Consider the following 21964-nt stretch of genomic DNA (forward strand, 5'->3'; position numbering starts at 1 on the left):
AATCTTACTTAGCTTTAGCAGCAGCAATTTGAGCAGCAACTTCAGCAGCAAAATCTTCTTCTTTCTTCTCGATACCTTCACCAACTTCTACACGTACGAAGCTAGTAACTGTTGCGTTTTTCTCTTTAAGAATATCGCCAACAGATTTTTTAGGTTCCATGATGAAAGCTTGACCAGTAAGAGAAACCTCACCAGTGAATTTTTTCATACGGCCAACAACCATCTTCTCAGCGATTTCAGCAGGCTTGCCTTCATTCATCGCGATTTCGATTTGTACTTGCTTTTCTTTAGCAACAACGTCAGCAGGTACATCTGAAGGTGTTAGGTATTCAGGGCTAGATGCAGCAACGTGCATTGCAACGTGCTTAAGTGTTTCTTCATCAGCAACACCCGCAACAACAACACCGATACGATCGCCATGACGGTACTCAACTAGGTTTTCACCAGTTACGTACTGTAAACGACGTACATTGATGTTTTCGCCAATTTTAGTAACTAGCTCAACACGGTCTTCTTCAAACTTAGCTTGTAAGTCTTCGATAGAGATAGTGTCAGCAATTGCAGCGTCAGCAACTTTATTAGCAAATGCTAAGAAGCTTACGTCTTTTGCAACGAAATCTGTTTGACAGTTAACTTCTACTAATACTGCAACACCAGCGTTTTGCTTGATGATGATAGTACCTTCAGCAGCAATGTTACCTGCTTTTTTAGCAGCTTTAGCAGCGCCACTTTTACGCATATTTTCAATCGCTAACTCGATGTCGCCATCAGTCTCAGTTAACGCTTTTTTACAATCCATCATGCCAGCGCCTGTGCGCTCGCGTAATTCTTTAACTAGGGCAGTAGTTACAGCCATTAGTAAATCCTCAAATCTGAAATCAGGTTAGATAAGCGGGTTACCCGCTCGACAAGAATAGCAAGTCTTCACCTTAAAAAGATGAAGACTTGATGACAGCTAATTACTCAGCTTCAACGAAATCGTCTTTCTCAGCTTGAGCAACGATGTTATTCTCGCGGCCTTCAGTAATAGCAGCTGCAACAGCGCTAGTGTAAAGGCTTACAGCACGGATAGCATCATCGTTACCAGGTACGATGTAATCAACACCGTCTGGGTTAGAGTTAGTATCTACGATTGCAACAACTGGAATACCTAGGTTGTTTGCTTCACGGATAGCAATGTGCTCGTGGTCAGCATCGATAACGAAAAGCGCGTCTGGAAGACCGCCCATGTTTTTGATACCACCAAGGCTCTTTTCAAGCTTTTCCATTTCGCGGTTAAGCGTTAACGTTTCTTTCTTAGTTAACTTCTCGAAAGTTCCGTCTTGGCTTTGTGCTTCAAGGTCTTTAAGACGCTTGATTGATTGACGTACAGTTTTCCAGTTAGTCAACATACCACCTAACCAACGGTGATTTACGAAGAACTGGTCGCTTTCTAAAGCGGCTGATTTAACTGCGTCGCTTGCTGCGCGCTTAGTACCAACGAAAAGAACTTTACCTTTGTTTGCTGCAGCACCTGATAAAAACTTAAGTGCGTCGTTGAACATTGGTACAGTTTGCTCAAGGTTGATGATATGTACACGGTTACGTGTGCCGAAGATGAAAGGCTTCATCTTAGGGTTCCAGTAACGTGCTTGGTGACCAAAGTGAACACCAGCTTGAAGCATATCGCGCATTGAAACGTTTGCCATTTTATAGATCCTCTATAGTTGTTTAGGGTTAGGCCTCCACATATCCCATAGCACCAACACCGAAGTAATTAAACTTCTAATGCACCCAAGTGTATGTGACGATACGTGTGTGTGTTAAAATAAAATTGTGTTTGCCTTAAATACAAAAAATCATTTAAGAATTTATTTGTAAAAAGACGGCGCGCTTTATACCATATTAAAATTAAATACTCAACGTCGCGTGCAAAATTTGTTCTGCGACAAATGTTAAAAACTCAACTTTGGAGCCTCAATGAGCGCTATTATCAAGACCCCTGAAGAAATAGAGAAAATGCGCGTAGCTGGGCGCTTAGCGGCCGATGTACTTGAAATGATCGGCCCTCATGTAGTGCCAGGTGTTACCACCGATGAGCTAAATACACTTTGTCATGATTATATTGTTAATGTGCAACAAGCAATCCCTGCTCCATTAAATTATCATGGCTTTCCAAAATCAGTTTGTACGTCAGTTAACCATGTTATTTGTCACGGAATTCCAAATGACAAAGCATTAAAAGAAGGCGACAGCGTAAATATTGACGTAACGGTCATTAAAGATGGTTACCACGGTGACACATCTAAAATGTTCCACGTTGGTACACCAAACATTCAAGGTAAACGTCTTGCAGAAGTAACGCAAGAAAGCTTATACCTTGCTATCAAAATGGTAAAACCAGGTGTGCGCTTAGGTGATATTGGTGAAGCAATTCAAAAATATGCAGAGAGCTTTAATTACTCAATTGTACGTGAGTATTGCGGCCATGGTATTGGCGCAGGATTTCATGAAGAGCCACAAATAATGCATTACGGTAAAGCCGGTACTGGCGAAGCCTTAAAAGCAGGTATGTGTTTAACTATTGAACCTATGGTTAATGCGGGTAAACGCCAATGTAAGCTTCTTAAAGATGATTGGACAGTAGTTACACGCGACCGTAGTTTGTCTGCGCAGTGGGAACATACTTTATTAGTGACTGAAAATGGTGTTGAAATTTTAACGCTACGATCAGATGATACTATCGACAGGATTATCGAACACTAATAAAAACCGAACCATTTGATAAAAATACTTATCAAAATAAAGGTTCAACAAGGAGCCAGCCCACGTGGCATTACCCAACAAAGTAAAAAAGTTGCTTAGCGATGCTGAGCAACTTAATGATTATCGCGATTGTTCTAGCTATTTTTATAAATGGCTACATAACGAGTTTTCTAAACAACCGGTTGGGAATTTAATTAATGCCCGGGCTGAGTTTATTGACCGCCTACTCATAAAGCTGTTTCATGTTTACGACTTAGCGCATGAACCTGATTTAGCGCTAATTGCTGTAGGCGGATACGGACGTGGCGAGCTACATCCCTACTCCGACATCGACTTTTTATTGCTTGTAACTAAACCGCCAAGCGAAGAAATATGCGAAAAAATAGGCCAGTTTGTCACCATGCTATGGGATCTCAACTTAGAGATTGGCCACAGCGTGCGCACCATAGAACAAGCCATTGAGCAAAAACGTGAAGATGTTACTTTTGCCACCAGCTTGCTCGAAAGCCGCCTTATTTTTGGTAACCACATTGAGTTTGAAAAGCTCAAAATGCATATTCTTGAAACACCCGTATGGCGCTCTGGTGAATTTTTTACTGCTAAAGTTCAAGAGCAAAACTTACGCCACAGAAAGTGCCACGGTACCGCGTATAATCTTGAACCAAACATTAAAGAAAACCCCGGTGGTCTGCGCGATTTACAAACCATTATTTGGGTTGCTAAAAAGCACTTTAGAACTGAAACCCTGCAAGAGTTAATAAGCCACGGATATTTAACTCATGAAGAGTTTCAAGAGCTTTCAGAGTGCCTAGAAAACCTATGGAACATTCGCTTTGCACTGCATTTAGCAGCAGGGCGAGCTGAAAACCGCTTATTGTTTGATCATCAACCGCAAGCCGCCGAAATTTTAGGTTTTGGTAGCGACGGTAAAGCGTCTGTTGAGCGTATGATGAAACGCTTATTTAGAATAATGAGCCGTGTGCGCGAGCTTAACCAAATGCTACTTTCATACTTTGAACAAAGTATAATGCCCGAAAGTAGTGAAAAAACGGTGATAGAACTCGACAGAAACTTTGAACAAGTGGGCCACCAAATACGCGTAAAAGATCCGTCGGTATTTTTTAGACGCGACCAACTCTTTGTATTGTTTGAGCACATAGCCGACAACCCAGTAATAACCCATATTTACCCAAGTACTATTCGTACCATTCGCCAGGTGCGCCGTCGTTTATTGGGCGATTTGCAAGATTACGCAGCCTGCCGTGAAGCATTTTTACGCTTAGTTAAACACCCTAATGGCATGGGACGCGCATTTACGCTGATGCACAAGCACGGCATGCTTGCCGCCTACTTACCGCAGTGGCGTAATATATTTGGGCAAATGCAGTTTGATTTATTTCACGCCTACACCGTAGATGAGCACACTCACAAATTAATCAAAAATATTTACGAATATTTTGATAAAACAGGCATTAGCGAGTTTCCTATTTGTAGTGAAATAGTCACTCGAATGGATAAACCAGAACTACTTTATTTAGCCGGTATATTTCATGATATTGCTAAAGGCCGAGGTGGCGACCATTCAGAACTTGGCGCTGTTGATGCCATAGCTTTTGCTAAATTGCATGGCTTTTCATCGGCTGATGCTAAGCTAGTAGCATGGCTTGTAAGTAACCATTTACTTATGTCGGTTACCGCGCAGCGTAAAGACATTAACGACCCTGCTGTAATAAAAGACTTTGCTACACGTATTAAAACAGAGCGCCAACTCGACTATTTATATTGTTTAACGGTTGCCGACATACGTGCAACCAACGACAACTTATGGAACGATTGGAAAAACACCCTACTGCGTGAACTATACTTACACACGCAACGCGCATTGCGCTTAGGGCTCGAAAACCCAATGGATCAACGCGACCAAATTCGCGACAAAAAGCATCAAGCTAAACAGCGTCTACTTAATTTAGGTTATCAAGAGGAACAAATTGATTTAATTTGGAGCCGCTTTAAAGCCAACTATTATACCGCTTTTAGTGAGCAGCAAATATCATGGCAAACCGAGCATTTATTAAATAGCCCCGATTTAAGCCAACCAAGTGTTATTGTGTCTAACAAAGCGATGCATGGCGGTACGCAAGTATTTGTATACAGCCCTTACTCTGGCGCATTATTTGCCAGATTAGTGAGCGTAATTGGCTCTAAAAAAGCACAAATACAACACGCTCAAGTACTGACCACAAAAGACGGTTATATACTGTTTAGCTTTGTAATACTTGAAGTGAGCGGCGACCCTATAGCCAGTGGTAGAGCGCAATCAATTAAACGTGGACTTGAGCAAGCGCTAAGCGATCCGCGTAAAAAAATTCGCTTTAAAAAGAGCCGAACTCAACGCTTTAAAGATTTTAATATTAAACCTAAAATTGTACTGCGCCCACATGCACGTAAAGATCGCAGCTTAATAGAAATTCAAGCTGTCGATATTCAAGGTTTACTAACCAAAATAGCCGAAGTTTTCCAAGCGCATTTACTACACATTCACGCTGCCCGTATTACCACCGTAGGTGAACGTGCCGAGGATTTCTTTGTTGTATCTAATAACGAATACCAAGCGCTGACTGATGAAGAGCAAGCAAAAATTCATCAGGCATTACGTAAAAAATTCAACGCCGAAACAGAATAGAGGACACACATGTCAGATTTAAAAACGATGATTGAAAACGCATGGGACAACCGCGATAGCATTAGCCCAAGCACAGTATCAAGCGACGTAAAACAAGCTATTATCGACGCACTTGATTTACTTGATAGCGGCGCTGCACGCGTTGCTGAAAAAATATCAGGTGAATGGGTTGTACACCAGTGGCTTAAAAAAGCAGTGTTACTGTCGTTTCGTATTCGCGACAACCAACCAATGAACGATGGCGTAAACCAGTTTTACGACAAAGTACCGCTTAAATTTAGCGACTACACCCCAGAGCAGTTTCAGCAAGGCGGTATGCGCGTAGTACCAAACGCTGTAGCACGTAAAGGCAGCTTTGTAGGTAAAAACGTCGTACTTATGCCATCGTACGTAAATATTGGTGCATACGTTGACGACGGCACCATGGTTGATACATGGGCGACTGTAGGCTCGTGTGCACAAATTGGTAAGAACGTACATTTATCAGGTGGCGTTGGCATAGGCGGCGTTTTAGAGCCTCTGCAAGCTAACCCGACTATCATTGAAGACAACTGCTTTATTGGCGCACGTTCTGAAATTGTGGAAGGCGTAATAGTTGAAGAAGGCGCTGTAATTTCAATGGGCGTTTACATCAGCCAAAGCACCCGTATTTATGACCGTGAAACCGGCGAAATTCACTACGGCCGCGTACCAGCAGGCGCAGTAGTAGTACCAGGCGCACTACCGTCAAAAGATGGCACCCACAGCCTTTACGCTGCAATCATCGTGAAAAAAGTAGATAAGCAAACACGTGAAAAAGTAGGCATCAACGCCCTACTACGCTCAATTGATGAGTAATCGTAGGTTGGGTTGAGTGAAACGAAACCCAACGATACTTTAAAGTTAAGTGTTTTAGCTAAACTTTAATTGTATATAGAAAAGCTCTAAGCCTTTGGTTTGGAGCTTTTTTGTTTATGGCTTGAATGACTTAATCGCTTCCACTAACTGTTTAATTATATCAATTTGCTTTTCTTCTTTGATGCTTTCAGTTTTTTCTGAAAAAATGCTCATGACCAGTTCTATTTTTGTATTCCTCTTAAAATCCCTTATTTCATCATCACTCATACCACTCTTAGGCAAAGAGCCAGTTATTTGCTCCGCTAATATTGAAGCTTTTAACATATTCATTTTATTTTCACTAACTGAAACAATATTTTTAATGAGTAGGAATAATAAAGCTGATGCGGTACCAATTATTAACGTTGTTGCTGTAATTAAGGGCAGACGACTCAAAAGTATATTCCAAGCCGAAACTTTTGGATTAGCATCAAACAAATCAGAAAAAGTAACCGCGTTATGATATAGACAAGTAAATATAGCAGCTAAAAAAGAAATCAGGCCTAAAGAAAGCCAATAGTATTTTTCAATTTGACCTTTACTTTCAGCAGAAAAGCCCTTCATGTCTAGAGTTGTTACATTTATATCAGCTTTTGCTTTAATTAATTGCTCTTGTAAGTTACTTAGTTCGTCTCTAGAGGTGTTTAGCTGTTCCGATGCATCTATAGATTGTTCTTTAACAAGTTTAAATTGACTTCTCTCTGACTCAATTTGACCCTGTAGAACCTTCAGTTGATTACTTTTTTTATCGTTCTCAGCTTGAGTTTCTTCTAAACTATTTGTTTCACTTTTAATATCAGCTCGAATACGTTCAATTATTTTAGTTTCTTTCTCTATGCTGTGTTCTAGGCGGTTTTTTTCATTTAGTGAAGATTCAAGTTGTGATTCAAGTGAATTTAGCCTTTTCTTTTGCTCGCTAAGAAAATTGTTAACCTTAAAGACCTCTCCATCAACCTCTTCTTTTAAGATATTAGATGATAAAATTATATCTTCATGAGCTTGAGCAATTTTTGTAAGTATTTTCCCATCGTGATAATAAGCTTCAAGGTCTAGAGCCTCAGCCAACATAAAAGTGCTATGGGTAGGTAATATAGCGCCCAAAATAACTTCATCTACTACATATTTAAGATTGCCTTGAATTCTAGGGTTTCTTATATTGGTAGGCATCCTTTTTGCAAAAATAACTTTTTTTATAGTATGTTTATAAGAAATAAGCCTTAAAGCCTGACTCTTTTCATCTGTTATATTTTTATCGTTATAACAAAATACTTCAGAGACCAAATACGGCTTATCAAAAAGAATTATTCTTTCGCCAGTAAGAGCAGCTAGTTCATAATTCGTTTTTTCTAATAGAGAAAGTTCATTTTCAATCAAATTTTGATCAACAATATCTTGGTTATATTTTATTCTTTTCGACTTGCTCGATATTTGAAAATATTGTTCATTAACAACTTTCGTGAACCTCCTAATAGACTCATCAACTTTAATTGAATCAATAACATTAATTGCGAATAAGCTATTATCCTTGGTTTCCATAAAATAACATTCCTGTTCAGATCGATATTATAGTTAAGCTTTAAAGAAAATCACTATGTTAACGGCTATTATAAAAAGCTTATATAACTGTAATATACATCATAATTCCAAGGCAAGGTGACAATCAGTTCTTAAAAAAACATATATATTTTAAGTATCCAATTAGTAAAGAAGCTTCCATAATCTCAAGAAAAAATAAAATTCATTTATTATTAATATATATCGAGTCAACTTAAAGCACAGTAACTGTATAATTCTTTGGGTTTCGTTTCACTCAACCCAACCTACGGAAAAATCTCCCAAAACCAAAAAAGCACTTACAAAACAAGTGCTTTTTTGGTTTGCTCAATTAGTTTGGCTTACAGCGCGTTAAATACGTCGTCTGTTTTAGCTGCGCAAATAAAATCGTTTTTGTGTAGACCTTTAATTGAATGGCTCCACCATGTAACGGTTACTTTGCCCCACTCGGTTAATAAACCTGGATGATGGCCTTCGTCTTCTGCCATGTCGCCTACTTTGTTAGTAAACGCGATAGCTTGTTTAAAGTTTTTAAATTTATAAACACGCTCAAGCTGCATAATGCCATCGCGTACTTCTGGTACCCAGTCTGGGATTTTAGTAATTAATTGTGCTAACTCTTCGTCAGATACTTTTGGCGCATCTACATGACAGGCTTCGCATTTTTGTGCACTTAATGAAGACATTCTAAATCCTTACTTTTAGCTTTTTTAGCATTAATGTTTAACTGGCTAATTTTTCTTTCGGTGGAAATTTTGGGTCGTGCAAACCAAGCTCTTTAGCTCGCTCAACCAAAGTCATAATATCCATTTGCGATATATCAAACAGATCATGAATCGAATTTATGGTGTAGTACTGTGGTTGCATAATATCAATTCGGTATGGCGTACGCAGTACATCAAGCACATTCATTGGGCTGATTTCTGGCGTGTTTGAGTATACGTACTGGGTTTCACCTGGGCTTGATAAAATACCGCCGCCGTAAATACGCAGGCCATCTTCGGTTTGCATTAAACCAAATTCAACCGTAAACCAGTATATACGTGCAAGGTATACACGGTCTTTTTTCTGCGCTGCGTAACCTAATTGTCCGTACTTGTGCGTAAACTCGGCAAAGTCAGGATTAGTTAGCATGGCGCAGTGGCCAAATATTTCATGAAAAATATCTGGCTCTTGTAGGTAGTCAAATTCTTCGCGGCTACGAATAAATGTAGCTACCGGAAACTGCTTGTTTGCTAGTAATCTAAAAAACTCATCAAAGTCGATAAGCGCAGGCACTGGCGCTACTTGCCAACCGGTAGTGGCAAGTAATACTTCGTTTAATTCGCTTAACTGCGGAATACGATCGTGCGGCAGGTTAATCTTTTTTAACCCTTGCATGTACTCATTGCAGGCTTTGCCTTCTATGCACGCAAGTTGGCGCGCTACAAGCTCAGACCAAATTTTATTTTCTTCATCACTCCAATGTATAACACCATTTTCGTCTGGTGTTTTGGATGTGTATTTACTTGCTTTAGCCATAAGTACCTTCTTGGGTGTGAGCCCTAAATCGGTGTCAGTGTGATACTCAAACCTGTTGAGTATCGAATGACCCCATACTATGCAAAAGTGAAGAAAAGTTTAATAGATAGGCTAACATCAGTATTTGGCACGATCACTGCAATCGTAAATTTATAATTACACCTGTGGCACATTAAAAATACAGAGCTTTAATTAAAGGCTTGTAGCTTGTTTTTATGTGTACACAATTAAATACACCTAACCAATTTTAGTAAAAGCTTGGTCTAAATCACTAATAATGTCGTTAACATCTTCAAGCCCAACCGAGAGCCTGATCAGCCCATCACTTATTCCAGCGGCAGCTCGCTCCTCTGGCGTATAAGGCGAGTGAGTCATAGATGCAGGATGCTGAATCAGTGTTTCAGCGTCGCCTAGGCTTACTGCAAGTGTACAAAGTTTCATACTATCAATAAATTGTGCGCCATCTTGTAGCGTACCTTTTATTTCGAATGCAATAACACCACCAGCGGCTTTCATTTGGTTACCAATAAACTTATAACCTGGGTGCGATTTAAGCCCTGGGTAATATACGGTAGTTACTTGTGGGTGCGCTTCTAGATACTCGGCTACCGTTTGTGCGCTTTGACAATGGCGCTCTATTCTAATGGCGAGTGTTTTTAAGCCTCGATTAATTAGCCATGCGTCGTGCGGGCTTATGGTTGCACCAATATCTTTTAGTACGGTCATTTTAATGTGTGTTATGTGCTCAAGCGATCCACATACAATACCGGCGACTACGTCACCATGACCATTTAAGTACTTGGTCGCACTATGCATTATGATGTCGATACCGTATTTTTTAGGTGATTGCAGTAGCGGCGTTAAAAAGGTGTTGTCGACCACACTAATTAAATTGTGCTCTTTAGCAACTGCGCCAATGAGTGCTAAATCAATAACCGCCATGGTGGGGTTGATTGGCGTTTCTACAAATATCATTTTTGAATTAGGTTTAATGGCAGCGCGTAGTTCGTCCTCGTTGGTCATATCAACAAACGTGACTTCGATTCCCCAGCGCGGCAACATATGCGAGAAAAACGCAAAGGTACAACCATACAAAGCACTTGAGGCTACGAGGTGATCGCCCTGCGATAAAAAGCTCAGTACTGAGGCAGATACTGCGCCCATACCTGTTGCAGTTGCAGCAGCTGCTTCACAGCTCTCTAGTTGGGCAACTTTTTGTTCAAGCTCTGTGGTTGTAGGGTTTCCTAAACGCGTATAAATATAGCCAGGTTCGTCGCCTGCAAAACGCGCAGCACCTTGTGCGGCGTTTTCAAAATGAAAGGTAGAGGTTTGATACAAAGGAGAAGTAAGTGCGCCGTGCGGGTCGTTTGCTTTTTGTGGTCCGTGAATACACTGGGTGTTTATATGATGCTTGCTCATTGTAGGCTCGTTTTTTGATTATTATGTTTTTGCGATTCAACAATCAAAACGTATGCGCTTACAAACAGCAAGCATGCCGGATGCTCAGATGGCTATTTGTGTAAAAACTATGCAGCGCACGTTTGTACACAAATATTGCCACTCTTTTATTGCGTTGATTCCGCCTTTTTGCGGCTCATAATTTTACCTGCAATGCTTTGTACAGTGCCTTTTAGTAAGCTGCGTTTGTTTTCAAGCCGTGGTAATGGGCGACTAAGCTCCATTGCTTTGTACCCAATACGTGCAGTAAAAATACCCGCGCTTACGCCCTGTGCAGCTCGTCCCGAAAGCTTACCTAAAAGCTCAGCACTTAATGCAGTTGCAGCAAGGTCAGATACAAGCTCTGCACTGCCTACAAACATCACTTGCCTTATTAACATGCGGTATAACTTTATACGGCTTGCGTAGCCAAAACCAATGCCGTAAATTTTACCAATTTGTTCTATTAACTTAGTACCGCGCCAAAGCACAGCCATCATATCCACCAGCGCAAGTGGGCTTAGGGCAACTAGCAGTGCAGATTCAGTCGCAAAACGATTTATAAGCTTTTTAGCTTTAGTGTCTTGGGTTATTAATAAACTATTTGCGTACAGCGTCATTATTTCTTTGTCGCTGTGATGCGTCGCTACTTGGTTTTTAAAGGTTTCAAAGTTATCAAGCTCTTGGTGTTTATTAAGCTTTTCGAGCCAAGGTAATGCACCGCCTACTTGTTCGCTGTTTAAAAGCCTGTCGGCTTCAACTCGGTGCAATTGGTTGCGCTTTAAACTGCGCAGCATGCGGTACTCTCGCCATAGTAAGCGCCCTATTAGCAGCACACCACTTACAACCGCAGTTAAATAAACACTGCCTAAAATAATTGACTGCTCGAAAGCAAAGACTAACGAGTACGCAAATTCTAAAAGCACCAGTACTATAAAACTAATAGCAAACACACCTTTAAGCGTTTGCCACTTGGACTTTTTGTACACAGGCTCAAGATCAATTTCTGGCTCGAGTGCTTCATCTTCAAGTTCTTCGTAATCACTTTGTCCGTGCTGAATAATTTTTGCAGGTGCTAAAACGGGTTCGTTTTGCTCAATGCTTTGCGTATCTATACGACGCCCTGCTTGAAATGGTTGGTTTGACTCACTCATGTTAATTTGTCTCCTAGCAGGTACTGCATGACATGATCTAATCGAATATGTTTTAGTTGTTTATCAGGGCTCAGCATTGGAGAAAACGATAAAAACTCAAATCCCTGTGCTGGCCACTCACTTTTATTAAGCATCCGCTTGGGAGGCTGCGGCGGTAAATACGTAAGCCAATCAGGCTCGTTTAACGGTTTACCGTAAATGCAATCAAGCGTTTGACCTTTGTCGGTAATTTGGCGCGGCTGCGTTGCTGTAATTGACGACATAGCCATGGTTTCTATTTGCACACCATCAAACTTTAAATGATTACTTTGTTCATGCACGAGCGAATCAAGTAGTAGTGCTAAATCTTTATGGTGTTTTGCACTTATGTGATCTGACTTATTAGCTGCAAATAATATTTTGTCTATGTTGGGCTTAAACAAACGTTTAAAAAAGCCTGACTCGCCATAGTTAAAGTGTGCGAGTAATTGGTTTATTACACTGCTTTGCTCTTGGAGTGTTTCGTGCCCTTCGTTTAATGCGCTCAGTACATCGACAAGTACAATTTGGCGATCAAAGTGCCTAAAATGCTCATTATAAAATGGTTTTACAACTTCTTTTATATAGGCGTTAAAACGCTTAATTAAATGCGCTAAATTAGAACCCGCAACAACATCGTCACTGTTTATTTCACCCGATACCGGAAAAAACAATAACAATGGCGCGCCTTGTAAGTCGCCAGGCATAAGCATGCGCCCGGGTTGTAACATGGCAAGTTTGGTATCTTTTTTAAGCCCTACTAACATGCTTTGATAAAGCTGAGCAATATGAGCAAGTGCGTTTTCATCTACAGGCGCATTTAAATCAAGTTGCTCAACAGCCGCTAGAAAATCACTTGATGTATTTACACGCGAAGGCTGAGTTAGTAACGGATATTGCTGCTCGCACCATTGAGCATAGCTTTGCTCAAGCATAGGTAAATCAAGAAGCCATTCACCCGGGTAGTCAATAATATCTAAATAAAGCGTTGATTGCGGCGAAAAGTGGCCGCGCAGCCCTGAGTTACTCTGATACTTTATTGCTAAGCGTAGTGTATTAATACGCTCGGTTGATGCAGGCCACGTAGGCATCCCATCGCTGGGTAATAATGAACTTAGCGCGCGCGTATAATTAAATGTAGGGACTTTTAACGCCTCTTGCGGAACAACTTTAGTGGCAATGTGGCGGTGCTCTCGCATTACATCAAAAAAAGGTAAGTTTTTATCGTCCGCTTGGGTTGTTAAGTGTTTAACAAGCGCGGTAATAAAGGCTGTTTTACCACTACCACTTAGGCCTGTTACGGCAAGTTTTACGTGTTGGTCTAAACTGCGATGAAGGGCTTTTTGTGCTTTGCCTTTAATACTTTTAAAGGTCTTTTTTGCAAATGATTGGCTCATAAAGTGTCTTGCACCTAATTTGCCGTAATTTATCACGCTGCAAATAAGGTGCTATTAAATCCTTTAAAGTTTGTTAATTTCACGGCTCACCGTAAACTCACTTGAAGTAACATGGCGTTCCATATCTTGTAAGCGAACATCTACACGCGTTAAGCGCTCTTTTAAATCTTGCAATGCGCGGCGCGGTGGCTCACCCTTTTGCCATACTTTAAATTTTACTTCTAGTGGATCGTCAGTTTTAGTTGAGCTGTTAGTTTGCGCTGTTGCGGGCTCTTTTTTATCTAAAATAAACCAGGCTGCAATATACGCTACCACAAATAATGGGCCACCCGTTAGCAGTACCGCACTAACAAATATAATGCGAACTAACCATAACTCCATATTAAAGTAGTCACTTAATCCCGCACATACGCCGGCTATTTTACCGCGTTGTGGGTCTCTTAATAATTCGCGTTTGGCACTCATACTTTGCGTCTCCATTGTGGTGACTCTTGATCAAGCAATGCTTCTAGTGTTTCGACTCTGTCGGCCATTTTTTCGGCTTTATGTGCAAGCTCAAGTAACTGGCGATGTTCGTGTTCACTTAAACCTTGGCTTACTTGTTTTTTGCTACGGTAGTGTAAAATTAACCACAGCGGAGCAACAAAAATCATAAACAAAATAAATGGTGCAACTAATATCTCTGGATCAAACATAATCCTCTCCTGACAATCCGTTTTGATGTTTTTTAAGCAGTGGGGCACTTTAAGTACCCCTTTATAAGTTATTTATCAGCTAGCTTCTTTTTAAGTTCGGCTAGCTCATCATCTATCTTTTCATTTTTTTGTAGATTAGCAATTTCATCCGCTAACGTCTTTTTACCTAAATCGTAAGACTCAATTTGAGATTCTAGTCCATCAATTTTAGTTTCGTAACGTTCAAAGCGATTAAGTGCGTCTTCTACTTTTGAGCTATCAAGTGTCTTTTTCACTTCAAGGCGCGACTCAGCCGAACGCTGGCGAAGTATAATTGCCTTTTGACGTGATTTCGCATCTGCTAGCTTTTCTTGTAGTGTCGTTACTTCTTGTTGTAGTTTCTCAATATGAGACTCTACATGTTCAAGTTCACTCGCTACTGAAGTAACTGCATCTGCAGACTTTTGCTTTTCAAGTAGAGCTGAACGCGCTAAATCGTCGCGGTCTTTACTTAAAGCCAGCTCGGCTTTATCTTGCCAATCACTTACTTGTGCTTTAAGTGTATCTAGGCGGCGTACGATTTCTTTTTTCTCAGCTAATGTTTTAGCTGATGTAGAACGTACTTCAACAAGCGTATCTTCCATTTCTTGAATAATCAGACGAACCATTTTTTCTGGGTCTTCTGCTTTATCTAAAATGGCGTTGATATTAGAATTAACAATATCTGCAAAACGTGAAAAAATTCCCATAACATTTACCTCTGTAATTAAAACTTAGTTAGTCTGCTATAACTAGTATCAATATGCTTGCCAACTTTTTAAAAGTTAAAATACACTTTATTTTCATTACGTTAAACTAAATATACAAATTTCTTTAGTTATCCCTAATTATGAAATACACTAACTGTTAGTAAAAATGACCAAGAGTTAGGAAATATGAGCCAATATCGCCAACAGGATAATTTACTCGGCCAATCAGACAGCTTTCTGTCTGTATTAGATCAGGTATCGCAACTGGCTAATTTAGATAAACCGGTACTTATTATTGGTGAACGCGGCACAGGTAAAGAGCTAATTGCAGCGCGCTTACACTTTTTATCAAAACGTTGGGAGCAAAACTACGTAAAGCTTAACTGTGCAGCGCTTAACGAAAACCTTCTCGAAAGTGAGTTATTTGGCCACGAAAGCGGTGCTTTTACGGGGGCAAGTAAACGTCACGAAGGTCGTTTTGAACGCGCTAATAGCGGCACACTGTTTTTAGATGAATTAGCTAATACCTCAGCTATGGTACAAGAAAAACTACTGCGCGTTATAGAATACGGTGAGTTTGAACGAGTTGGCGGCAAACAAACAGTAAAAGTAGATACACGCCTAGTGTGTGCTACCAACGAAGACCTCCCTTATTTGGCTGAGCAAGGTGAATTTAGAAGTGACTTACTTGACCGCCTCGCCTTTGATGTAATTACCCTGCCACCGCTGCGCGAACGTCAAGACGATATTATGCTGCTTGCTGAACAATTTGCGATGAATATGGCGCGCGATTTAGAGTGGGAACTCTTTAGCGGTTTTACCCGAAGCGCAACAGAAACACTGCTTAGTTATGATTGGCCTGGTAATATTCGCGAACTTAAAAATGTCGTTGAAAGAAGCTTATATCGCCACGGTAGTGAACATATCCCCGTTCACCAGATTATTTTAGACCCATTCGACAGCCCTTTTAGGCCAAAAGCGCGTATTAAAGCGCCTATAGCGACTCAAACTGTTAATGCAGAGCCTATTGTGGTTGCGCAGCCGATTGCTCAAGCAAGCGCAGATATAACCCTTGATATTCAATTTCCGTGTAGCTTAAAAGAGCGTTCAAACGACTTTGAAATAAACATGATTAATAAAGCGCTCGAACATAGCCAATTTAATCAAAAGAAAACTGCAGAAGTACTTGGTTTAACGTATCATCAATTACGTGGTTATCTTAAAAAATACAACTTGTTGGATCAACAATAGTCAGAGGTTATGCGGGTGCATAAATTATTACTTGTTTTGCTTGCCACCACTTTAGTTGGTTGCCTTGATAGCAAAGAAGAAATCATAGAAGAAAAAAACCAAGGCTTAGTTTACTGCGCTGAAGCCAACCCTGTGTCGTTTAATCCGCAAGTCACGACCACCGGTTCAACTATTGATATAATTGCTAACCAGTTATACGACCGCTTAATTAGCATTGACCCTGTCACTGCAGAGTTTCAAAGTGAGCTGGCGACCGATTGGAAAATTAGTAAAGATGGTAAATCGGTTACCTTTACCCTGCGTAAAGATGTAAAGTTTCATACAACTTCTTATTTTACCCCATCGCGAGATTTTAACGCCGACGACGTTATATTTACCTTTAGCCGATTATTCGATGTCTATAATCCATATCACTTTGTGGGCGATGCCAATTACCCGTATTTTCAAAGTGTGGGGATTGATCAACTCATTCGTAAAATTGTCCGCGTGTCTGACTATCAAGTCCGTTTTGAATTGTTTAATCCTGAAAGTAGCTTTTTAGCCAATATGGCTACCGACTTTGCTGTGGTGCTTTCAGAAGAATACGCCATGAAACTTAAGAAAAATAATCAAAAAAACTTATTTGATCAGTACCCAATTGGTACCGGTCCGTATATTTATAAAGAATACCGCCGAGATCACCTTGTACGCTTTTATCGTAATCCACTTTATTGGAAGCATGACGTTGCTCTTGAGCAACTGGTTTATGACATAACGCCTAATGGCACTGCGCGCATAGCCAAAATGCTGACTAAAGAGTGCGATGTAACGGCTCACCCAAGTAGTGCGCAATTAAGTATTTTAGCTCAACGCGATGATATAAATATCGAAAAAGAAACAAACTTAAATATAGGTTATTGGGCGTTTAATACAGAACGTGCCCCGTTTGACGATTTACGCGTACGCCAGGCACTCGCGCATGCAATAGATGTAGATAAAATAATGCAGGCGGTTTATTACGGTAACGGTACTCGCGCACAATCTATTTTGCCACCAACCTCTTGGGCGTTTGAGCCACAAGAAGATATTCCTACGTTTGATCCAGAACTTGCTAAAAAGTTACTTATTGAAGCAGGCTTACCTGATGGCTTTGATATGACAATATGGGCCATGCCTGTGAGTCGTATTTATAACCCTAACGCACGTAAAATGGCTGAGCTTATGCAAAGCGATTTGCGCAAAGTAGGCGTTAATGTAAGCATTGTAGAATATGAGTGGAACACGTTTATTCAGCGTATTGGCGAGCACAGGCACGACAGTGTGTTACTTGGTTGGGCGGCAGATACGCCCGATCCTGATAACTTTTTTAGCCCACTGCTCAGTTGTACCGCTACTTTTAGTGGCAAAAACCCAGCAAACTGGTGTAATCCCCAATTTGATTTATTGCTTACTCAAGCACTCGACACCACTGATTTAAACAAACGTAAAAAATACTACGACGATGCACAAAGTTTGATTATTAAAGAGCTGCCGTTATTGCCTATTGCTCATGGCCTGCGCTTTCAAGCGAGTAGCGCCGATGTGGAAGGCATAACACTTGGCCCGTTTGGCGCTATTTCGCTTGCCAATGCGAGGAAAAAATAATGATCTTAGATTATATTTTACGTCGCCTTGGTTTATTCCTTTTTATGATACTAATGCTTAGTGTATTTACGTTTTCGCTGGCGTATTTATTTCCCGGTGATCCGCTGAGTAATTTAAGTGGCATACCGAGCAGTAACTTTGCACAGCATAGTGAGCTTGAAGACAAATATTTATACAACAGCAATTACTTTATGCAATACATTGCCTTTTTAGGGCGAATATTTCAGGGTGATTGGGGGCTTTCGTTTGCCTCGGGTAACAGCGTCTTTAGCCATATTGTTGATTTGCTACCGGCTACTTTAGAACTAAGCGTATACGCATTAATTGTATCGATTGTTATTGGTGTACCGACTGGCATTTTAGGCTCTGGCTATCATAAACGTTGGCCCGACAAGCTTATAAACTCGACCACTATGGTGGGTTATTCAATGCCTGTATTTTGGCTCGCATTGTTATTAATAATGGTTTTTTCATTAAAGCTTGGCTGGTTTCCTATGTCGGGGAGAATGGGACTCCTTTACGAAATACCCGCCAGTACTGGGTTTATTTTAATTGATATTGCACTTGCTGGCTTTCCGTATAAAGGCATGGCTTTTGTTGATGCGCTGCGCCATTTAACGCTCCCTACAATTGTACTTGCTATGTATCCTACAACCGTATTAATTCGCTTTACTCGCGAGTCGATGCTTAAGGTAATGGATCAAAACTTTATTAAAACAGCTAGGGCAAAAGGCCTTAACCGCCGTCAACTTATCATGCACCATGCACTGCGTAATGCATTACTGCCGGTAATTAAGCAAATTGGTTTGCAATTTAGTACGCTAATAACGCTTGCGATGATTACCGAAGTTATTTTTTCGTGGCCGGGTATTGGCCGATGGTTAATCGATAGTATTTATCAGCGTGACTTTCCTGCAATTCAAGGCGGATTAATGGCGGTATCTTTATTTGTTATTTTAGCTTCTATTACAGCTGAACTTACTTACACTTTATTCGATCCACTCTCGCGGAATCAGGCTCATGGCAAAGTTTAATTTATTTTCTGAAGAGTCGAATAAATCGCCACTCGCGCGACTTTGGCGAAAATTTAAAAATAACCACCCTGCTTTGGTTGGTTTATGGATATTTATGGCGTTTGCACTATTAGCCGCCACCGCTCCTTTTTTAGCCCCGTATGGTGTAAACCAACAACACAGTGATGCACTGCTTATTCCGCCATCGTGGCGAGAAATGGGCGATGTACGCTTTCTTTTAGGTACCGATGATTTAGGCCGTGATGTACTATCGCGCTTAATGAATGGTGCTACGTATACATTTGGTCTTTCTGTTGTAGCTGCCCTAATCACCACTATTTTTGGTGTATTAGTGGGTACTTTTGCAGGAATTAGTAAAGGGCTACGTTCAAGCTTTTTAAATCACTTGCTTGATATAACGCTTTCTATTCCTTCTTTGTTATTGGCAATAATCATAATCGCCATACTCGGCCCAGGTTTAATGAATACCGTATGGGCGATTATTTTAGCGCTACTGCCGCAGTTTATTCACTCAGTGCGTAACCTAATTGTTGATGAATTAAGTAAAGATTACATTACCGCATTTAAACTCGATGGCGCATCTAATTGGCATATTATATCGCGCGGTATTTTCCCTAATATTTATGAACATATTGTGGTTATATTCACGATGGCACTTTCTACCGCTATATTAGATATTTCAGCACTGGGGTTTTTAAAATTAGGGGCTCAACCACCAACAACCGAATGGGGCGCAATATTAGCCGAAAACTTAGGCCTTATTTATCTAGCGCCGTGGACTGTAGCGCTGCCTGGTGTATTACTATTTTTAGCTGTGTTATCTACTAATTTAGTAGGCGATGGCCTGCGTCAAGTGCTTAAAGCACGTAAGGCTGATTAAATGCAATTACTCGATGTTCGTAACTTAACAATTGAACTACGTACCTCTGAAACTGTAATTAGAGCCGTAGACAGAGTGAGTTTTAGCTTAAAAGAAGGTGAAGTACATGCGCTTGTAGGCGAGTCTGGCTCTGGTAAAAGCCTAATAGCAAAAGCGATTATTGGTGTATTGAACGAACGCTGGGATATTACTGCCGACCGTATACATTGGCGCGGCGTAGACTTAATGCGTTTAAGCCCAGAGAAACGCCGTAAAATAGTAAGCCAAGATATAGCGATGATCTACCAAGATCCAAGCCGCTGCCTTGACCCAACCGCTAAAATATTTGATCAAATTGCCGAAACACTCCCAGAGGTCGCAACTAAAGGTTTCTTTTTAAAACGCAACCGCGAAAGAAAAGACAGAGTAAAAGCACTTATTCATAAGGTGGGCATTAAAAACCACGAAGCGGTACTAAGCAGTTACCCTCATGAGCTCTCAGAAGGCGTATGCCAAAAAGTAATGATTGCGATGGCCATTGCTCGCACGCCTAAGTTATTAATAGCTGATGAGCCAACTACAGCGCTTGAAAGCACAACTCGCGCACAAGTATTTAGGTTATTAAAAAGCTTAAACCAGCTTAAAAACATGTCTATTTTAATGATTTCTCATGAACTTGAAGAGATTGCACATTGGTCGCATGGTATTCATGTTTTATATTGCGGGCAAATGGTTGAAGCAGGCCCAACTCATGAAATATTTAAACAGCCTCGCCACCCTTACACACAAGCATTATTAAAAAGCCTGCCAGACTACGAACAAGGTTTAGCGCATAAAGAACCTTTTTATGCACTTAAAGGAACTATCCCTACCCTGCAACATTTGCCTATTGGCTGCCGCCTCGGGCCGCGTTGTCCGCAAGCACAAAAAGCCTGTGTGGTAACTCCCACCCTCACTAAGCATCATGGTCATAGTTATGCGTGCCATTTTCCGTTAATTAAGGACATGAAATAATGCAGCCGCTACTCAAAGTGCAAGCGCTATCAAAAACATTTAATGTGCGAGCTGGGCTTTTTTCACGTAAAAAATTTGAAGTACTTAAAAATATTTCGTTTTGCGTGGGTAAAGGCGAAAGTATTGCCATAATTGGTGAAACAGGCGCAGGTAAAAGTACGTTAGCAAAACTACTTTCAGGGGCTGATACTGCTGATAGCGGGCAAATTTTGCTCGAGAATAATATTATTGAAGATAATGGCGTACGCGATAATCAATGTCGTCATATTCGTATGATTTTTCAAGACTCTGCTGCATCGCTCAACCCGGGATTAACCATTGGCGAAATGCTTGATGATTGCCTGCAATATAATACTGAGCTTGATGACGCCGAACGAACGGAAAAGATTGATGCAACGCTTTCAAAAGTGGGTTTGTTAATCGATCATAAGCATTACTACCCGCATATGTTTAGTGTGGGGCAATTACAACGTGTAGCATTTTCTCGCGCGCTAATTTTAGATCCTAAGGTGATTGTGCTTGATGAAGCCGTTTCGTCTTTAGACCCATCTATACGCGCGCAAATAGTGAATTTATTACTTAAGCTGCAGCGCGATACAGGCCTTACGTACGTGATGATAACCCATCATTTAAGCCTAGTGCGCCACATCAGTGATTATGTGGTTGTACTCGATAAAGGTGAAATGGTTGAATGCGGTCCGACTGAGGATGTTTTTCAAAATCCCCAGTCAAAAGTAACGCAGCGTTTACTGTGCTGCTAAAAGCAGCTTATAAATTTATACCTTTTTTGTAAGGCAACCGTATTTAGATGGGTCTTGTTGTTAACTTTATTTAATTAACAAGAGACCTCATGCTTAAAAACACGTTATTGCTTAGCCTTTCCCCCTTACTCCTTTTGTCTGCCTCTGCCATTGCTGATACATCAAAAGACGTTAAAAATTGGGTTGGCGGTGTTGATCACCTTGGTTTAACAGTGTCCAATTTAGATTCATCTAAAGTATTTTTTACAGATGTACTTGGTTTTAAAGTGCTGGGAAATGACCCAACCTATCCTGCTTATTTTTTATCAAACAATAAAATAACCATTACATTATGGCGCGTTAAAAATGATGCAAAACGTGTGGAGTTTAATCGGGCAGACAATGTCGGCTTACACCATTTAGCACTCAGTGTTGAGAGTATTGAAAAGTTAAGCGAGCTGCATGAGCATTTAAAAATACAAAATAATATTACTATAGAGTTTGCACCAGAGAACTTAGGAAAAGGCCCAACGCAACATATGATGATTAGAGAGCCTAGCGGCAATCGGATTGAGTTTATTGCCAGAGGTAATTAATACTCACTTTATTCAGACAATAAAAAAGGCGCTTTAAAA

General features: G+C 40.6%; 21 protein-coding genes. 10 read left to right on the plus strand and 11 right to left on the minus strand.

Going from position 1 to position 21964, the window contains the following annotated elements; all coding sequences use genetic code 11:
- Nucleotides 1-4: 4 nt before the first annotated feature.
- On the minus strand, nucleotides 5-856 hold the full coding sequence (gene tsf / locus PX700_RS12495; protein WP_024612405.1) for a translation elongation factor Ts: 852 nt from the start codon (nucleotides 854-856) through the stop codon (nucleotides 5-7).
- A 103-nt stretch (nucleotides 857-959) separates the two neighbouring features.
- Nucleotides 960-1688 carry a 30S ribosomal protein S2 gene (gene rpsB, locus PX700_RS12500; protein WP_166421110.1) on the minus strand — a complete coding sequence of 243 codons (729 nt, stop codon included), beginning with the start codon at nucleotides 1686-1688 and terminating at the stop codon, nucleotides 960-962.
- Between the two features lie 271 nt (nucleotides 1689-1959).
- Between rpsB and map the strand changes: the two genes are divergently transcribed.
- From map to dapD, 3 genes are all read left to right on the plus strand, one after another.
- On the plus strand, nucleotides 1960-2745 hold the full coding sequence (map, locus tag PX700_RS12505) for a type I methionyl aminopeptidase (RefSeq protein ID WP_197160164.1): 786 nt from the start codon (nucleotides 1960-1962) through the stop codon (nucleotides 2743-2745).
- Between the two features lie 64 nt (nucleotides 2746-2809).
- The gene (gene glnD, locus PX700_RS12510) at nucleotides 2810-5428 is read left to right on the plus strand and encodes a [protein-PII] uridylyltransferase (RefSeq protein WP_479520875.1); all 2619 of its coding nucleotides are present in this window, start codon (nucleotides 2810-2812) and stop codon (nucleotides 5426-5428) included.
- A gap of 9 nt (nucleotides 5429-5437) precedes the next feature.
- Nucleotides 5438-6265, plus strand: a complete 828-nt coding sequence (gene dapD / locus PX700_RS12515; RefSeq protein ID WP_002958324.1) for a 2,3,4,5-tetrahydropyridine-2,6-dicarboxylate N-succinyltransferase — start codon at nucleotides 5438-5440, stop codon at nucleotides 6263-6265.
- 114 nt (nucleotides 6266-6379) lie between these two features.
- Here dapD and PX700_RS12520 read toward each other — a convergent pair whose 3' ends face one another.
- The 9 genes from PX700_RS12520 to pspA form a co-directional block, all read right to left on the minus strand.
- Nucleotides 6380-7840: a hypothetical protein gene (locus PX700_RS12520; RefSeq protein WP_479520876.1), complete on the minus strand. Its 1461-nt coding sequence runs from the start codon at nucleotides 7838-7840 to the stop codon at nucleotides 6380-6382.
- A gap of 359 nt (nucleotides 7841-8199) precedes the next feature.
- Entirely contained in the window at nucleotides 8200-8544 is a 345-nt protein-coding gene (locus PX700_RS12525; protein ID WP_002958326.1) for a 4a-hydroxytetrahydrobiopterin dehydratase, read from the minus strand.
- Between the two features lie 37 nt (nucleotides 8545-8581).
- Entirely contained in the window at nucleotides 8582-9379 is a 798-nt protein-coding gene (gene phhA / locus PX700_RS12530) for a phenylalanine 4-monooxygenase (protein ID WP_002958327.1), read from the minus strand.
- Nucleotides 9380-9616: 237 nt separating this feature from the next.
- A complete protein-coding gene (gene megL / locus PX700_RS12535; protein WP_479520877.1) occupies nucleotides 9617-10798 on the minus strand; it encodes a methionine gamma-lyase in 1182 nt (393 codons plus the stop codon).
- A gap of 146 nt (nucleotides 10799-10944) precedes the next feature.
- The gene (locus PX700_RS12540; protein WP_479520878.1) at nucleotides 10945-11970 is read right to left on the minus strand and encodes a TIGR01620 family protein; all 1026 of its coding nucleotides are present in this window, start codon (nucleotides 11968-11970) and stop codon (nucleotides 10945-10947) included.
- Nucleotides 11967-13385: a YcjX family GTP-binding protein gene (locus tag PX700_RS12545; protein WP_479520879.1), complete on the minus strand. Its 1419-nt coding sequence runs from the start codon at nucleotides 13383-13385 to the stop codon at nucleotides 11967-11969. The genes PX700_RS12540 and PX700_RS12545 overlap by 4 nt, the downstream gene beginning before the upstream one ends.
- A gap of 63 nt (nucleotides 13386-13448) precedes the next feature.
- On the minus strand, nucleotides 13449-13850 hold the full coding sequence (pspC, locus tag PX700_RS12550) for an envelope stress response membrane protein PspC (protein ID WP_415638205.1): 402 nt from the start codon (nucleotides 13848-13850) through the stop codon (nucleotides 13449-13451).
- Entirely contained in the window at nucleotides 13847-14080 is a 234-nt protein-coding gene (pspB, locus tag PX700_RS12555) for an envelope stress response membrane protein PspB (protein WP_024612319.1), read from the minus strand. Before pspB ends, pspC begins: the two co-directional genes overlap by 4 nt.
- A gap of 68 nt (nucleotides 14081-14148) precedes the next feature.
- Nucleotides 14149-14808 (minus strand): phage shock protein PspA, encoded by a 660-nt coding sequence (pspA, locus tag PX700_RS12560; protein WP_197160136.1) that lies wholly within the window; start codon nucleotides 14806-14808, stop codon nucleotides 14149-14151.
- A 186-nt stretch (nucleotides 14809-14994) separates the two neighbouring features.
- Here pspA and pspF point away from each other — a divergent pair, with 186 nt between their 5' ends.
- The 7 genes from pspF (at nucleotide 14995) to PX700_RS12595 (ending at nucleotide 21925) form a co-directional block, all read left to right on the plus strand.
- Complete coding sequence (pspF, locus tag PX700_RS12565; protein ID WP_479520880.1) at nucleotides 14995-16059, plus strand: phage shock protein operon transcriptional activator; 1065 nt, start codon at nucleotides 14995-14997, stop codon at nucleotides 16057-16059.
- A gap of 15 nt (nucleotides 16060-16074) precedes the next feature.
- Nucleotides 16075-17682, plus strand: a complete 1608-nt coding sequence (locus PX700_RS12570) for an ABC transporter substrate-binding protein (RefSeq protein ID WP_166421612.1) — start codon at nucleotides 16075-16077, stop codon at nucleotides 17680-17682.
- Nucleotides 17682-18716 carry an ABC transporter permease gene (locus PX700_RS12575; RefSeq protein ID WP_479520881.1) on the plus strand — a complete coding sequence of 345 codons (1035 nt, stop codon included), beginning with the start codon at nucleotides 17682-17684 and terminating at the stop codon, nucleotides 18714-18716. The genes PX700_RS12570 and PX700_RS12575 overlap by 1 nt, the downstream gene beginning before the upstream one ends.
- Nucleotides 18703-19596 (plus strand): ABC transporter permease subunit, encoded by an 894-nt coding sequence (locus tag PX700_RS12580; RefSeq protein WP_197119479.1) that lies wholly within the window; start codon nucleotides 18703-18705, stop codon nucleotides 19594-19596. Before PX700_RS12575 ends, PX700_RS12580 begins: the two co-directional genes overlap by 14 nt.
- The gene (locus tag PX700_RS12585; RefSeq protein ID WP_166421609.1) at nucleotides 19597-20589 is read left to right on the plus strand and encodes a peptide ABC transporter ATP-binding protein; all 993 of its coding nucleotides are present in this window, start codon (nucleotides 19597-19599) and stop codon (nucleotides 20587-20589) included.
- Nucleotides 20589-21350 carry an ATP-binding cassette domain-containing protein gene (locus tag PX700_RS12590; RefSeq protein WP_415638202.1) on the plus strand — a complete coding sequence of 254 codons (762 nt, stop codon included), beginning with the start codon at nucleotides 20589-20591 and terminating at the stop codon, nucleotides 21348-21350. Before PX700_RS12585 ends, PX700_RS12590 begins: the two co-directional genes overlap by 1 nt.
- An 89-nt stretch (nucleotides 21351-21439) precedes the next feature.
- Complete coding sequence (locus PX700_RS12595) at nucleotides 21440-21925, plus strand: VOC family protein (RefSeq protein WP_479520882.1); 486 nt, start codon at nucleotides 21440-21442, stop codon at nucleotides 21923-21925.
- The last annotated feature ends 39 nt before the right edge of the window (nucleotides 21926-21964 follow it).

Source organism: Pseudoalteromonas sp. TP27 (assembly GCF_056470645.1).